This is a genomic window from Pseudomonas sp. 3296, from assembly GCF_031456615.1.
Taxonomy (GTDB): domain Bacteria; phylum Pseudomonadota; class Gammaproteobacteria; order Pseudomonadales; family Pseudomonadaceae; genus Aquipseudomonas; species Aquipseudomonas mucoides.
In genome coordinates this window covers 438,623-454,228 of sequence record NZ_JAVDUY010000006.1, presented here as the reverse complement: position 1 = coordinate 454,228, position 15,606 = coordinate 438,623, and the positions used below count along the sequence as shown (strand labels likewise).

12 protein-coding genes are annotated in these 15,606 nt (G+C 60.8%); 11 read left to right on the top strand and 1 reads right to left on the bottom strand.

Annotated features, from left to right (window positions below):
- Positions 1 to 162 precede the first annotated feature (162 nt).
- The 11 genes from urtA (at position 163) to ureC (ending at position 10,211) form a co-directional block, all read left to right on the top strand.
- Entirely contained in the window at positions 163 to 1,428 is a 1,266-nt protein-coding gene (urtA, locus tag J2X66_RS18755; RefSeq protein WP_310266969.1) for an urea ABC transporter substrate-binding protein, read from the top strand.
- A 143-nt stretch (positions 1,429 to 1,571) separates the two neighbouring features.
- Positions 1,572 to 3,074: an urea ABC transporter permease subunit UrtB gene (urtB, locus tag J2X66_RS18750; protein ID WP_310266966.1), complete on the top strand. Its 1,503-nt coding sequence runs from the start codon at positions 1,572 to 1,574 to the stop codon at positions 3,072 to 3,074.
- A complete protein-coding gene (urtC, locus tag J2X66_RS18745; protein ID WP_310266963.1) occupies positions 3,074 to 4,153 on the top strand; it encodes an urea ABC transporter permease subunit UrtC in 1,080 nt (359 codons plus the stop codon). The genes urtB and urtC overlap by 1 nt, the downstream gene beginning before the upstream one ends.
- Positions 4,150 to 5,019, top strand: a complete 870-nt coding sequence (gene urtD, locus J2X66_RS18740) for an urea ABC transporter ATP-binding protein UrtD (RefSeq protein ID WP_310266960.1) — start codon at positions 4,150 to 4,152, stop codon at positions 5,017 to 5,019. The genes urtC and urtD overlap by 4 nt, the downstream gene beginning before the upstream one ends.
- Before the next feature lie 28 nt (positions 5,020 to 5,047).
- On the top strand, positions 5,048 to 5,746 hold the full coding sequence (urtE, locus tag J2X66_RS18735; RefSeq protein WP_310266957.1) for an urea ABC transporter ATP-binding subunit UrtE: 699 nt from the start codon (positions 5,048 to 5,050) through the stop codon (positions 5,744 to 5,746).
- A gap of 29 nt (positions 5,747 to 5,775) precedes the next feature.
- The gene (locus tag J2X66_RS18730) at positions 5,776 to 6,615 is read left to right on the top strand and encodes an urease accessory protein UreD (protein ID WP_310266953.1); all 840 of its coding nucleotides are present in this window, start codon (positions 5,776 to 5,778) and stop codon (positions 6,613 to 6,615) included.
- A 69-nt stretch (positions 6,616 to 6,684) separates the two neighbouring features.
- Positions 6,685 to 6,987: an urease subunit gamma gene (locus tag J2X66_RS18725; RefSeq protein ID WP_007945249.1), complete on the top strand. Its 303-nt coding sequence runs from the start codon at positions 6,685 to 6,687 to the stop codon at positions 6,985 to 6,987.
- Positions 6,988 to 6,996: 9 nt separating this feature from the next.
- A complete protein-coding gene (locus tag J2X66_RS18720) occupies positions 6,997 to 7,530 on the top strand; it encodes an N-acetyltransferase family protein (protein ID WP_310266948.1) in 534 nt (177 codons plus the stop codon).
- Positions 7,531 to 7,536: 6 nt separating this feature from the next.
- Positions 7,537 to 8,070: a GNAT family N-acetyltransferase gene (locus J2X66_RS18715; protein ID WP_310266946.1), complete on the top strand. Its 534-nt coding sequence runs from the start codon at positions 7,537 to 7,539 to the stop codon at positions 8,068 to 8,070.
- The gene (locus tag J2X66_RS18710; protein ID WP_310266944.1) at positions 8,070 to 8,378 is read left to right on the top strand and encodes an urease subunit beta; all 309 of its coding nucleotides are present in this window, start codon (positions 8,070 to 8,072) and stop codon (positions 8,376 to 8,378) included. Before J2X66_RS18715 ends, J2X66_RS18710 begins: the two co-directional genes overlap by 1 nt.
- Before the next feature lie 132 nt (positions 8,379 to 8,510).
- Complete coding sequence (ureC, locus tag J2X66_RS18705; RefSeq protein ID WP_310266942.1) at positions 8,511 to 10,211, top strand: urease subunit alpha; 1,701 nt, start codon at positions 8,511 to 8,513, stop codon at positions 10,209 to 10,211.
- 62 nt (positions 10,212 to 10,273) lie between these two features.
- Here ureC and J2X66_RS18700 read toward each other — a convergent pair whose 3' ends face one another.
- Positions 10,274 to 15,559 carry an NEL-type E3 ubiquitin ligase domain-containing protein gene (locus J2X66_RS18700; protein ID WP_310266940.1) on the bottom strand — a complete coding sequence of 1,762 codons (5,286 nt, stop codon included), beginning with the start codon at positions 15,557 to 15,559 and terminating at the stop codon, positions 10,274 to 10,276.
- Positions 15,560 to 15,606: the final 47 nt, after the last annotated feature.

Genomic DNA, 15,606 nt, shown 5'->3' with positions numbered 1-15,606 from the left:
CCGCCCCGCCCTCGTCCCTTCGTGGTGCGCCGCCACCGCGCGCGAGCGCTCTAAAACGACATTTCCCTGCCTTTTGTCGACCGGGCACAGCCTTTGCAAAACACCCTTCAGTAGTCCGCATCTGCCAACCAAAAAAATTCATAAGTTCATGGAGATCGCACAATGAAGCGTCGTAGCTTGATCAAGGCTTTCACACTCTCGGCAAGCATTGCCGCGATGGGCATGACCTGGACGGTCCAGGCCGCCGAGACCATCAAGGTCGGGATTCTGCATTCGTTGTCCGGCACCATGGCGATCTCCGAAACGTCGCTCAAAGACATGGCGTTGATGACCATCGACGAGATCAACGCCAAGGGCGGCGTGAACGGCAAGATGCTGGAACCGGTGGTGGTGGACCCGGCGTCGAACTGGCCGCTGTTCGCCGAAAAGGGCCGGCAGTTGCTGACTCAGGACAAGGTTGCCGTGGTGTTCGGCTGCTGGACATCGGTGTCGCGTAAATCGGTGTTGCCGGTGTTCGAAGAGCTCAACGGCTTGCTGTTCTACCCGGTGCAGTACGAAGGCGAAGAGATGTCGCCGAACGTGTTCTACACCGGCGCCGCGCCGAACCAGCAGGCGATCCCCGCCGTTGAATACCTGATGAGCGAAGAAGGTGGCAGCGCCAAGCGTTACTTCCTGCTCGGCACCGACTACGTCTACCCGCGCACCACCAACAAAATCCTGCGCTCGTTCCTGCATTCCAAAGACGTGGCGGACAAGGATATCGAAGAGGTCTACACCCCGTTCGGCCACGCCGATTACCAGACCATCGTTGCCAACATCAAAAAATTCTCCGCCGGCGGCAAGACAGCCGTCATCTCGACCGTCAATGGCGACTCCAACGTGCCGTTTTATAAAGAGCTGGCCAACCAGGGCTTGAAAGCCACCGACGTTCCGGTCGTGGCGTTCTCCGTCGGCGAAGAAGAACTGCGCGGCATCGACACCAAACCGTTGGTGGGCAACCTCGCGGCGTGGAACTACTTCGAGTCGGTCGAGAACCCGCAGAACGCGAAGTTCGTCGCAGACTGGAAAGCCTACGCCAAGAAACACAACCTGCCGGGCGCCGACAAAGCGGTGACCAACGACCCGATGGAAGCTACTTACGTCGGCATTCACATGTGGGCGCAAGCGGCGGAAAAAGCCAAGTCCACCGACGTCGACAAAGTCCGCGAAGCCCTCGCCGGCCAGACCTTTGCCGCGCCGTCCGGCTACACCCTGACCATGGACAAGACCAACCACCACCTGCACAAACCGGTGATGATCGGCGAGATCCAGGCTGATGGTCAGTTCAACGTGGTGTGGCAGACCGAAGGACCGATCCGCGCCCAGCCGTGGAGCCCGTTCATCTCGGGCAACGACAAGAAGCCGGATTATGCGGTGAAGAGCAACTAAGCCACCCCGCACAGCCTGATCGTTCCCACGCTCTGCGTGGGAATGCAGCCATGGACGCTCTGCGTCCCAAAAGCGGACGCGGAGCGTCCGGTGAGGCATTCCCACGCAGAGCGTGGGAACGATCAATACGCAAGGCCAATGACATGCCAACTGTCCTTTACCGTCTATTCCTCGCCGTCGCCTTGCTTTTACCGATGGCCGCTTTTGCCGGCGACGCCGAAGACTTCGTCGCCGCCAATCCCGTGCAGCAAGCCAAACTGCTGGAAGCCTGGGCCGCGCAGCCCGAGCCGGCGCGCATCGAATTGATCAATGCCCTGCAACAAGGCGAATTGACCGTCGACGGCCAAGCCAAAACCCTGCGCCTGAACAATCGCCTGCGAGGTCTGATCGACACCGCACTGGCCAGCCATCAACTGCTCGCCGCTGACCCAAAAACCCGTCTGGCCGCCGCGCAGCAATTGCAGAAAAGCGCGAAACCGGCGCAACTGACATTCCTCGACCGGCAACTGGCCGGCGAAAAAGACGAAAGCGTTCACGCCGCCCTGAGCCTGGCCCTGGCCAATCTGCAACTGGTGGATACCGACCCGGCCGTGCGCCTCGCCGCCGTGCGCTTGCTCGGCGAAACCGGCGACCCGCTGGCGCGCACTCGCCTCGAAAGCCTGCTCGAACCGGGTGTCGAAGCCGACGCCAGTGTGCGCACGGCGGCCGAAACCAGCCTCGCGCAAGTCAAACGCAAACTGCTGATCGGCGAGCTGCTCGGACAGGCGTTCAGCGGCATGTCATTGGGTTCGATTTTGCTGCTCGCGGCATTGGGCCTGGCGATCACCTTCGGCCTGCTCGGCGTGATCAATATGGCCCACGGCGAGATGCTGATGCTCGGCGCTTACTCGACCTATGTGGTGCAGTTGATGTTTCAGCGCTTCGCTCCGCAAGCCATCGAGTTCTATCCGCTGATCGCCTTGCCGGTGGCGTTTTTCGTCACCGCCGCCATCGGCATGGCGCTGGAGCGCACGGTGATTCGTCACCTCTACGGCCGTCCGCTGGAAACCCTGTTGGCGACCTGGGGCATCAGCCTGATGCTGATTCAGCTTGTCCGATTGGTATTCGGCGCACAGAACGTCGAGGTCGCGAATCCGGCCTGGCTGTCCGGCGGGATTCAAGTGCTGCCCAACCTTGTGCTGCCCTACAACCGCATCGTGATCATCGCCTTCGCCCTGTTTGTGGTGGTGCTGACCTGGCTGTTGCTGAACAAGACGCGACTGGGCCTGAACGTGCGCGCCGTCACCCAGAACCGCAACATGGCCGCGTGCTGCGGTGTGCCGACCGGGCGCGTGGACATGCTCGCCTTCGGCCTCGGCTCGGGCATCGCCGGCCTCGGGGGCGTGGCGCTGAGCCAGATCGGCAACGTCGGCCCGGACCTCGGCCAGAGCTACATCATCGACTCGTTCCTGGTGGTGGTGCTCGGCGGTGTCGGCCAGTTGGCCGGTAGCGTCCTGGCCGCGTTCGGCCTCGGCATCGCCAACAAGATTCTCGAACCGCAGATCGGCGCCGTGCTCGGCAAGATCCTGATCCTCGCGCTGATCATTCTGTTCATCCAGAAGCGTCCGCAAGGCCTCTTCGCACTGAAAGGACGGGTGATCGACTGATGAACCAGCCCCTATTGCTCACGGCCACACAAAAGGCCGGTCCCAAAATCACTCTCGCGGTCGGCGCGGTGATTCTCGCGCTGCTGCTGGCGTTGCCGCTGCTGTCGCTGTTATCGCCGATCAGTGTGTTTCACGTGTCGGCCTACACCCTGACGCTGGTGGGCAAGATTCTTTGCTACGCCATCGTCGCCCTCGCGCTGGATCTGGTCTGGGGATACGCAGGTTTACTGTCCCTCGGCCATGGTCTGTTTTTCGCCCTCGGCGGTTACGCGATGGGCATGTACCTGATGCGCCAGGCCTCGGGCGATGGCTTGCCAGCGTTCATGACCTTTTTGTCGTGGACCGAGTTGCCGTGGTACTGGACCGGCACCAGCAGCTTCCTCTGGGCCATGTGCCTGGTGGTATTGGCGCCGGGATTGCTGGCGCTGGTGTTCGGTTTCTTCGCCTTCCGCTCGCGGATCAAGGGCGTGTATTTCTCGATCATGACCCAGGCCCTGACCTTCGCCGGGATGCTCCTGTTCTTCCGCAACGAAACCGGGTTTGGCGGCAACAACGGCTTCACCAATTTCCGCACCATTCTCGGCTTCGGCATCACCGAACCGGGCACTCGCGCGGTGCTGTTTTTCGCCACCGTGGTGTTGCTGGTGGCAAGCCTGTTCATCGGCTGGCGCCTGGCGCAGAGCAAGTTCGGCCGAGTATTGACCGCACTGCGCGATGCGGAAAACCGCCTGATGTTCTGCGGTTACGACCCACGCGGTTTCAAGCTGTTTGTCTGGGTGTTGAGTGCGGTGTTGTGCGGTCTGGCCGGGGCGTTGTACGTGCCGCAGGTCGGGATCATCAACCCGAGTGAAATGTCGCCGACCAACTCGATTGAAGCGGCGGTCTGGGTGGCCCTCGGTGGTCGCGGAACCTTGATCGGTCCGCTGTTGGGTGCCGGTGTGGTCAACGGCATGAAGAGCTGGTTCACCGTGGCGTTCCCGGAGTACTGGCTGTTCTTCCTCGGTGCCCTGTTCATCGTCGTGACCTTGTACCTGCCTAAAGGCGTGATCGGCCTGCTGAAAAAAAGGGGTGAACAATGAGAGTCACAGCAACGGCTGAGTTCATGCTCGAACCGGCCTTTTTCCCCGTGGAACCGAACAAGGACGCTGGCACCAGCCGCGAAGCCATCAGCCATGGTCAACGCGTCAGTCCCGGCCTCGACACCCGCCACGGCACGATTCTGACCCTGGAAGACATCAGCGTCAGCTTCGACGGCTTCAAGGCGCTGAACAATCTGAACCTGTACATCGGCGTCGGCGAACTGCGCTGCATCATCGGTCCCAATGGCGCGGGCAAGACCACGCTGATGGACGTGATCACCGGCAAGACCCGGCCGAGTCACGGCAAGGCCTGGTTCGGTGAAACCCTGGACCTGACGCAAATGAGCGAAGTGCAGATCGCCCAGGCCGGTATCGGTCGCAAGTTTCAGAAGCCGACGGTGTTCGAAGCGCTGAGCGTGTTCGAGAACCTGGAGCTGGCGCAGAAAACCGACAAATCAGTGTGGGCCAGCCTGCGTGCGCGCCTTACAGGTGAGCAGAAAGATCGCATCACTGACGTGCTGGAAACCATTCGCCTGACCACGTCGGTCAATCGGCCGGCGGGGTTGTTGTCCCACGGTCAGAAGCAGTTTCTGGAGATCGGCATGCTGCTGATGCAAGACCCGCAACTGCTGCTGCTCGACGAGCCGGTGGCGGGCATGACTGACGCTGAAACCGAATTTACCGCGCAACTGTTCAAGACCCTGGCGGGCAAGCATTCGTTGATGGTGGTGGAACACGACATGGGGTTTGTGGGTTCGATTGCCGACCACGTCACCGTGTTGCACCAGGGCAGCGTGCTGGCGCAAGGGTCGCTGGAACAGGTGCAAGAAAATGAGCGGGTGATTGAGGTGTACCTCGGTCGCTGAAATCTCGCCGCTGTAGGAGAATTTGAGAATGCTGCAAGTCGACAAGCTGCACCAGTATTACGGCGGTAGTCACATCCTGCGCGGCCTGACGTTTGACGTGAAAGTCGGCGAAGTCACCTGCCTGCTCGGGCGCAACGGCGTCGGCAAGACCACCCTGCTCAAATGCCTGATGGGTTTGCTCCCGGCCAAGGAAGGCGCGGTGAACTGGGAAGGCAAACCGATCACCACGTTCAAGCCACACCAGCGCGTGCATGCCGGGATCGCTTACGTGCCGCAGGGCCGCGAGATTTTCGGTCGTCTGACCGTCGAAGAAAACCTGCTGATGGGGCTGTCTCGTTTCCCCGGCAGCGAAGCCAAGGAAGTCCCGGCGTTCATTTACGAGCTGTTCCCGGTGCTGCTGCAAATGAAGCAACGGCGCGGCGGTGACCTGTCCGGCGGTCAACAACAGCAATTGGCGATCGGCCGGGCGCTGGCCAGCCGTCCTCGCCTGTTGATCCTCGACGAACCCACTGAAGGCATCCAGCCGTCGGTGATCAAGGAGATCGGTGCGGTGATCAAGAAGCTTGCGGCCCGGGGCGACATGGCGATTCTGCTGGTGGAGCAGTTCTACGATTTCGCCGCCGAACTGGCCGATCAATACCTGGTGATGTCCCGGGGTGAGATCGTGCAGCAAGGACGCGGGGAAAATATGGACGCCGAAGGTGTGCGCGGGCTGGTAACGATCTAATCTGTAGCGTCCTAACGATAATTAAAAATATGAATGTACCTCTTCCTACTGTCCTGTTTACCCCGAGCTGGCACGCCGAGCTGGAGCTGGGCTACGCCCGTTTCGGCGACAGCACGCGCCCGGTCCAGCGCCGCCACAAAGGCCCGCTGCGGGTGCAAAAGCATCTGTATGCCGAAGGCCCCGAGGTCTGCCAGCACATCATCGTGCACCCGCCGGGCGGGATTGCAGGGGGTGATCGGCTGGACATTTCGGCCAGTGTCGGCGCGAATGCCTGGGCGCAAATCACCAGCCCCGGCGCGGCCAAGTGGTATCGCGCGGCAGGACCGGCCTATCAGCAACTGGATCTGAAAGTCGCGGCTGGCGGAACGCTGGAGTGGTTGCCGCAGGAGACGATTATCTTCAGCGATGCTCAGGCGCAATTGAGCACCTCGATCGAGCTGGAAGGCGACGCGCGGCTGTTCTACTGGGACGTCGTGGCGCTGGGTCGCCCGGCCAGTGGCGAGCGCTTTGACCTGGGGCATTTCCAGGCGCGGCTGGACATTCGCCGCGACGGCCAGTTGCTCTGGCACGAACGCCAGCGCATTGTCGGGAATGACGGGTTACTGGATTCACCGATTGGGCTGGACGGGCAACCGGTGTTTGCGACGTTGCTGGTCACCGGGGAGATCGACAGTGAACGGCTGGAAACCTGTCGGTCGCTGCCCAATGCCGTGCGCGGGGATTTGACCCAGTTGCCGGGGCTGTTGGTGGCCCGGTGCCTGGCCAGCGAAGCGCTGTTGGCGCGCGGCTGGTTGATTGAATTGTGGCGATTGCTCAGGCCTGCGCTGCTTGGGCGGGAAGCGGTCCCACCGAGAATATGGAGCACCTGAAACACGATCCCACAGGGGATTGGTGTTTACAGATCTGAAATTTTTTATCTGCCCAGATGGATTCCAACAATGGACCTGACACCACGCGAAAAAGACAAGCTGCTGATCTTCACCGCCGGCCTCGTGGCCGAGCGGCGTTTGGCGCGCGGCGTGAAACTCAATTACCCGGAAGCCATGGCCTACATCTCCGCCGCCCTGCTCGAAGGCGCGCGTGACGGCCAGACCGTGGCCGACTTGATGCACTTCGGCACCACGCTGCTGACCCGCGAACAAGTCATGGAAGGGATTCCAGAAATGATCCCGGAGATCCAGGTTGAAGCGACGTTCCCCGACGGCACCAAGCTGGTCACCGTCCACCAACCCATCGCCTGAGGAGCCGCCATGACTTACCACATCCGTGACGCGGTGCATGCCGACCTGCCGGCGATCCGCGATATCTACAACGACGCGGTGCTCAACACCACGGCGATCTGGAACGAACAGGCCGTCGATCTGGGCAATCGCCAGGCCTGGTTCAGCGCCCGGCAAGCCCAGGGTTATCCGATTCTGGTGATTGTCGACGGTGACAACAGCGTGCTGGGCTACGCTTCATTTGGTGACTGGCGGCCTTTCGATGGTTTCCGCCACACCGTCGAGCACTCGGTGTATGTGCGCAGCGATCAGCGCGGTAACGGCCTCGGCTCGAAACTGATGACGGTGCTGATCGAACGCGCCAAAGGTTGCGACAAGCATGTGATGGTCGCTGCCATCGAAAGCGGCAACGCCGCTTCCATCCGTCTGCATGACCGCGCCGGGTTCATCACCACCGGGCAAATGCCCCAAGTGGGCACCAAGTTCGGCCGCTGGCTGGACCTGACCTTCATGCAACTGACCCTCAATCCCGGCGCGGAGCCGCCTGTCGCCAGCAAGGAGTAACGCCCGATGAACGCCGCCCAACTGCGACGCGTCAATGTTGAAAGCTTTGCGCACTACCGCCAGGGTTTGATTGATCTGCTGCTCGACGCCGTGGGTTATGGCGCCAGTGTCGGCTTCATGGCCGATCTGGATGCGACTCAGGCCCGCGCCTATTTCGATGAAGTCCAGGCAAACCTGAACAAAGGCAACGTGCTGCTGTGGGTGGTGGTTCGCGACGAACAAGTGGAAGCCAGTGTGCAACTGACCCTGTGCCAGAAAGCCAACGGCCTGAACCGCGCCGAAGTGCAAAAGCTGCTGGTGCGTGAACACGCCCGTCGTCGCGGTCTGGGCCAACAGTTGATGAGCGCGCTGGAACAGGCCGCGCTCCAGCACAAGCGCGGCATGCTCTACCTCGACACCGAAGCCGGCTCCCCCGCCGAGGATTTCTACAAGGCGCTGGGTTACACCCGCGCGGGCGAAATCCCCGACTACGCCTGCGACCCGAGCGGGCGCTACAAACCGACCGCGCTCTACTACAAGATTCTGCAAGGAGCCCATTGATGATTCCCGGTGAATACCAGATCCAGCCCGGCGACATCGAACTCAACGTTGGCCGCCGCACCGTCAGCCTGAAGGTAGCCAACAGCGGCGACCGGCCGATCCAGGTCGGCTCGCATTACCACTTTTTCGAAACCAACGACGCCCTGACCTTTGACCGCGCCGCCAGCCGCGGCATGCGCCTGAACATTCCGGCCGGCACTGCCGTGCGCTTTGAGCCGGGACAGAGCCGCGAGGTCGATCTGGTCGATTTGGCCGGGCATCGCCGGGTGTTCGGGTTTGCCGGCCGGATCATGGGTGATCTCGACTGACTGATCGTTCCCACGCTCCGCGTGGGAATGCATCCCGTGACGCTCCGCGTCACATAACGGCGGACGCAGAGCGTCCATGGCGGCATTCCCACGCAGAGTGTGGGAACGATCAAATCTGTGTAAGGAATTGTGATGAAGATTTCCCGTCAGGCCTACGCCGACATGTTCGGCCCCACTGTCGGCGACAAGGTTCGCCTGGCCGACACCGAACTGTGGATCGAAGTCGAAAAAGACTTCACCACCTACGGCGAAGAAGTGAAATTCGGCGGCGGAAAAGTCATCCGCGATGGCCAGGGCCAGAGCCAACTATTAGCCGCAGAAGTCGTCGACACCGTCATCACCAACGCGCTGATCATCGATCACTGGGGCATCGTGAAAGCCGATGTCGGCCTCAAGGACGGCCGCGTCGCGGGCATCGGCAAGGCCGGCAACCCGGACGTGCAGCCGAACGTGACCATCGCCATCGGCGCCAGCACCGAAGTCATCGCCGGTGAAGGCATGATTCTCACCGCCGGCGGCATCGACACCCACATTCACTTCATTTGCCCGCAGCAGATCGAAGAAGCATTGATGAGCGGCGTCACCACCATGATCGGCGGCGGCACTGGCCCGGCCACCGGCACCAATGCGACCACCTGCACCTCCGGACCGTGGCATTTGGCGCGCATGCTCCAGGCCGCCGACGCGTTCCCGATGAACATCGGCCTCACCGGCAAGGGCAACGCCAGCCTGCCGGAACCCTTGATCGAACAGGTCAAGGCCGGCGCCATCGGCCTCAAGTTGCACGAAGACTGGGGCACCACCCCGGCGAGCATCGACAACTGCCTGAGCGTCGCCGACCAGTACGACGTGCAGGTGGCGATCCATACCGACACCCTCAACGAATCCGGCTTCGTCGAAACCACCCTCGCCGCGTTCAAGGGCCGCACGATCCACACCTACCACACCGAAGGCGCGGGCGGCGGTCATGCGCCGGACATTATCAAGGCCTGCGGCTTTGCCAACGTGCTGCCGAGTTCGACCAACCCGACCCGGCCGTTCACCCGCAACACCATCGACGAACACCTCGACATGTTGATGGTCTGCCATCACCTGGACCCGAGCATTGCCGAAGACGTGGCCTTCGCCGAAAGCCGCATCCGCCGTGAAACCATCGCGGCCGAAGACATCCTCCACGACCTCGGCGCGTTCTCGATGATCAGCTCCGACAGCCAGGCCATGGGCCGCGTTGGTGAAGTCATCACGCGCACCTGGCAAACCGCCGACAAGATGAAAAAGCAGCGTGGGCCGCTGCCCGGTGACGGCGAAGGCAACGACAACTTCCGCGCCAAACGCTACATCGCCAAGTACACGATCAATCCCGCGATCACCCACGGCATCAGCCATGAAGTCGGTTCGGTCGAAGTGGGAAAATGGGCGGATCTGGTGCTGTGGCGGCCGGCGTTTTTTGGCGTCAAGCCGACCTTGATCCTCAAGGGTGGGGCGATTGCGGCCAGCCTGATGGGCGACGCCAATGCGTCAATTCCGACGCCGCAACCGGTGCATTACCGCCCAATGTTTGCCAGCTACGGCGGCTCGCTGCACGCCACCAGCCTGACCTTTATCAGCCAGGCCGCGCAGGAAGCAGGCCTGCCTGAGGCGTTGGGTTTGAAGAAAAAAATCGCCGTGGTCAAAGGGTGCCGCGAGGTGCAGAAAACCGACTTGATTCACAACGATTACCTGCCGACGATCGATGTCGACCCGCAGACCTATCAAGTCAAAGCCGACGGCGTGCTGCTCTGGTGTGAGCCCGCGGATGTGCTGCCGATGGCCCAGCGATATTTCCTGTTTTGATCGTTCGATCGGTCTGACCACTCCCGGGGACCTGGCGTACCCGTTCCCCGGGAAAGCAGCAATCAAACATCCGGCTGCACGACAAACGGGACCTCTACCCGTTGCAGTTTTGCTCGGTCGATCGCCTGCTGCGTGAAGGTTTTGAGCAACACCTTTTTGTCTTCATCGATCGCATTCAGCTCAGCGGCATAGTCTGCGTCGGTCATGACTCGGCCCGGCGCAAAATCGCTTTCCGGTTTGCCCAGTTCAGCGCCAAGCACCCTGAGCTCTTCCTTCAACCGAGCCTTTTGCTCAAGGGAAAGCGTTGTGTCATTCGCACGCTGGTCCAATGCCATGTAGAAGTCTGTTGTGGCATCGATCCGGCGCCTGAACCCTTTGAAAACACGTCGGTTGACCCCCTCGACGTAGGCTGCCCAGAACGGCTGATCGACAAGCAAATCACCGAGCAGCGCCCCTTCCTCAAGGTCCAGCACACGCACATACGCATCGTCGATCATCACCGAGGTGACGCCCGCGATCCCTCTGAATTGCATGTTTCTGGACTGCCAGGGCAGGTCCAGCCTTTCGGCAAGATCGGTCATGAACGCCAAGTGAACTTCAACCTCATCAATCGTGCCTGTCACCTCCCCCGCGGCATTTACGCGCCTGAACGCCTCACCCATCGCCTCGCGCTCAGAGATCGTTTTGCGGGCAATCCTGCTCAGTTCATCCAGACGTGACTTGCCTCGCGCCAGCGTGACCAGCTCACCCTCCACCAGCGAGGGATTGGCCAGTTCATACGCCTCATGAATCAGCACCTCCAGCCCCATGGCATTGAACAGCTGCGCGCCGGCATCGACGCACGCCGTGGGCACGGTGGTCATGGTGAAAAGCTTTTGCCGAAGCTCGGTGTTTTTCGACATCGCTTCGAGCATGCGCCAGACCTTGGCGGTCATGTCGACCCGAAATCCGGTGTCGTGCTTGAAGTGCCCCGACTCGGTGAGTTTGCGGATCTCGTTGAAAAAACCGACCGATCCGTGCTCATCTTCGACGCTGTTCCAGACCTCCTGTTTCGCCACCCATTCCGGCCGTGTCATGCCCGCCTCCCAGTCGAGACTGTCACGCACACCGCGAGGTGGATACGGACGATCCGGGTCCATGCCGACGGATTCGATGTAGTCCCTGAGCGTCTGCAGATTGGCCTCGGCCAACCACTGCGGATCGCGGCTCAATACCGTGCGCGCCAGCAATTCCGCCTGCACGGAGCCAGGGGGCACCACCGGAATCCGGGTGATTTCGTTGCGCTGCATATCCAGGAAAAAATGCCGGAACCGCGGTTGTGCGAACAACCCCTGCGGCCAGCCATGAATCCCGGTGTCCGCCAGGATCAGCGTGTGCAACCTTCTCATGCTGCCAATGTCCGGGGCTTGCCCCAACGGATTGCCAAACAGGTCCAGGACCTCAAGGCGTGTCAGGTGACGCAGGTCCGCAACGCCTTGTGCGTCCAGGACAATACGGTTACCTCGCATGTTGAGCTCCGTCAGCGCGCGCATGCGGCGGATGGCACCGGGAACAGCGGAGAGCGCATTGCCGTTGACGTTGAGCGAACGCAGGCGGGGAAAATGATCGAGGAAGGCACTGTGTGCATCGGTCAATTCGGTCAGGGTCAGATTGAGGTGCGTGACGTGATCGAAATTGCCTTCCAGGGCAGGCAGGGTGCGCAGATGCCGCCCAAGCGGCATGTTTTCCAGGTCGAGCACCATGCCCTGCAAATGACCGAATGAATCCACATGGCGCAACCCGGTGTGCTGCCAGCATTCCCTGACCGCTTTGTACAAGGCGTTTCTGGATTGCCATTCGGCGACGCCGGCAGGGGTGAAGCTGTACGCGTGGGTCGGCGACTTCAACCAGCGTTGAAAGCTGGCATTGAGCCGATCGAATTCCGCTTCGAGTGCGCTCGCCCTCTGCGCTGGACTGAGTTCACTGCCACTCACCTGCAGATAGGCCAAGGCTTCGGCCTCCGTCCATCCGGGACGGACGACACGCACTCGCTCTTGGGGTGTCACTGGCTCGTTGACCCGACGCAGCCCATGAGCAACCCCACGCATGCCGCCACGCAGGCACATTGTGGCAGGGTCATACGCCGGTTTGCGCACAGGGTTCTGCGCGAGCAGCGCGCTGAACGTATCCCGTGGCAACGGCGCTTTTTGTATGGCGAACTTGAGCGTGGCGCCTTGATTGATGTGATACCCCAGCGCGTTTCGTTCGACGTCAGGCAGGGCATGCAACACCGAGGCATAAAGATCATCGGCCCCGTGCAAATGCAGATCATCGGTATCGCGTGCCTGGTACTGGCCGCCCTCGCTGACCAGGATTTTGCGGTGGGCGGCATCCGCCGGGCCGATGCTATCGCGTAATGGTCCGTCAGATGAACTTTCACGGATTTCGATCCGAACGTTTTCGGGCCAGCCGGGTAGCGCTTGCATCGAGTGCAACGCCAGCCGCTCGGTGTCCACTCCGTAGGGCGCATCGAGGAAGAGCCCTTCATAAGCGCGCGCGGTTCGTATCGCCTGCAAGGCCATTCTCACCCGCTCCATGAGTTGCAAGGGGATACGCGACGGCTCGGTGATGCCGGGCAGGTCTTGCGGTTCGATGTCGGCCAGCAACTCCCGGGCTACCGCTGTGGGGAGCCCATTGAACGCGTCCTGAAGCACCCGCACTTGCGGGTTGTCGGTCAGCTGCAAACGACGATTCAACGCGTCAAACAGAGGTCCGTGGCGACTGCCTGCTCGCCCGGCCAGCAGGTTTTTCAAGGCATCGATGCGGACTTGCTCGTCCGTTGAAATGCCCTGTCCGAGCAGCGCGTGGATGTCGGTCTCGCTTGCAAACTTCACGGCAAGCTCCGGCAGTTTCCCTGAACGAACCTCGGCACGACTTATCTTCAGCGTGTCGGCCGGCAGCGCATCGACATTGCCAAACTTGATCGAGCGCCCGCCGTACCCGGGGCCGTCAAACAGCTCGATGCTTTTTTGCTCGGGCCACCTCGGCAATTCAACCAGCAACCGGGGCACCTGCTCGACGAACGCTTGCGGAACCTCATTGAGCCTTATCTGCCCGGGCAGTTTTTGCACCTCGGCCCAGGCCTGGAAGCGTTCGATCGTGTCGGTCAGCAACGCGGGCGGCGGATCGCCGACGACATGCAACCGACGCAATTCGTCCTCCTCCATGCCGCTGACGAGACGAATATGCTCCAGGGTGGTATTAGAAAAGCCCTCGACCGTGGGGCCCAGGCGCTGCATGAGGGTGGTTTTGTCCCACTCGATGGGACGGTCCAGTTCGGTTTTCCATGCGCCGCAACCGTTGTGCTCCAGAGTCGGCTGATAAGCCTGTGGCCGGGCCGGATGTTGCAAGCGTGGTTGGCCTGTGCGTGAATCGTTGATGACTTCGAAGTGTTGGTTTTCATGCTTGAGGAAGTCCTTTTCGCTGTGCCGATACAGGCCCTGCTCGCTTGGCTTCGCCTCGGCGGGCAACACCATGTCATGGGCATAGGGGGAAAGGTCCGGCTTCCAGAGGCGCGTCTGGCCGTCGGCCAGATCAATCTTTTTCAACCGGTTGATAAACGCCGATGGTTTGACCGTCGCCGCCGCACCGGCCGGCAAGACATGCCCGGCGCCCATAATGGCCAACTGGGCGAAATTGATCATGACGCCGGTGAGATGGGACGCCGCGTCTTCCTTGTCCCCCTTGCTCCAGTCTTCAATGCCTTCCAGGGTTTCGAAGGCCATCTGCCCGACCATCACGGCCAGCATCGCTTCGCCCAGGCAGGGCACCAGCATGGCGCCGAAGTTGAACACGTTCCAGCCGATGTTCAGATAACTGGTCAGGCGATACCAGCGGGTGGTGGCATCTTCATCGCCGGTCGGCACGGCGATTTGCCGCGCATCGGCAATCGCTTTCTGCCTGCGCCAAAGACCTGTTTGCGCCCAGAGATCGCCTGAAATGAGATGGGTGACAGGCTCTGCGTTGGGATTTTCAACGGCGGTCTCCCGCCACCACGGCCCCATGTCCAGCGGCTCGCGCTGTTTCCAGGTGAAGGTCGAGAGGCGCTCACGAACCCGGGCAAAAAACTTGCCCTGGTCTTTTTGCGCAACGAAACGGCTGAAAAACTGTTGATAACCCGGCGAGCGCAACTGGCTCGTCAGTTCCCTCATGAAGTCAGTGAAGGACTCGTATTCCTTGAAGGGGTGGTCGGGATCATCGGGAACATACGCAATCAGCGTCCCCTCCAGACGACTTTGTTGATAAGCGTCGTCCCGTTGCAACATGGCCTCAACGAGACCCGCGGGGCCATTGGCGAAAAACGCCTGGAGCAGCTTGAACTGTTCAAACTCCTGCCCCGGGAGCAGTGTCAGACGTCGCGACCATTCCAGCATCGTTCGTTGATGCTGTGGAATCAGCGCGTCGTAAACCCGTTTGATTTTTGAAGGATCCGCCACTGCACTGAACAACACGATGCCGGACAGCCTGAACCCCATGATCGACAACCGGTGGCATTGCAGGGGCCGACGGCCCATCAAAATGCCTTGTTCGTTGTCACGAATCTGCCGAAGTTTTCCGTAGCCATAGGACGTGATGTCTTTCTTCAGATACGCGATCAGCGCCGATTCGTGAAACGCGGCTTTTTCACTGGCCGTGCATTGCTGCACTACGGTCGCTCTGGCCGTCACCTCTTCGGGCATTAGCAATGCCTTGATGTGACGCTGATAGTGCGCGCCGATATCGAGCGTGCGGCACAGGGCGGCAAATCTTTCGACCGTCAGCGTATGCCGCTGAAGTTCGTTTTCGTCGTCCCTGATGAAGATGCCCGAGCCGTCGCGAAACGCGCCCTCCTGCGTTTCGGGGGCCTCGAAATTGTGCAGGGCCGCTTCCAGCAATGACGATTGCCTGAGCCGACTGGCATGGATATCGATGCCAATGGCCAGATTGGCGGGGACGTACAGCCTTATCAGCGTCGCGTTGACGTCCAGTTCCAGGTTCAAATGCTCTTTCAATGCCTGGACCAGCAAGGGTTCTGCGAAGGCAAGAATGTCCTGCTGCACATTCTTCAGCGTCTCGTCCAATGGCCCCTGAAGGCGCCAGTGCTCGTCGATCAACTCCTTGAGGTACTGGCGATCAATGGCGCTTGAATTCAAATACCACTCAGGAAACTCCGGTTTCGAATGGGCAAAGGCAACCAGGCGTGAGGCGGGTGCGTCTTTGACCGGCGCGGGCAGTTTGCCCAGCAGATAATCACGATACACATTGTTATTCACCTCTCTTGCCTGCCCGGCAATGACTGGCCGACCCGGGCTGTCCGAACGTTCACTCATTTAGCAAATCCTTATGCGATGAATTGAACCATCAGATTATTGGCTGG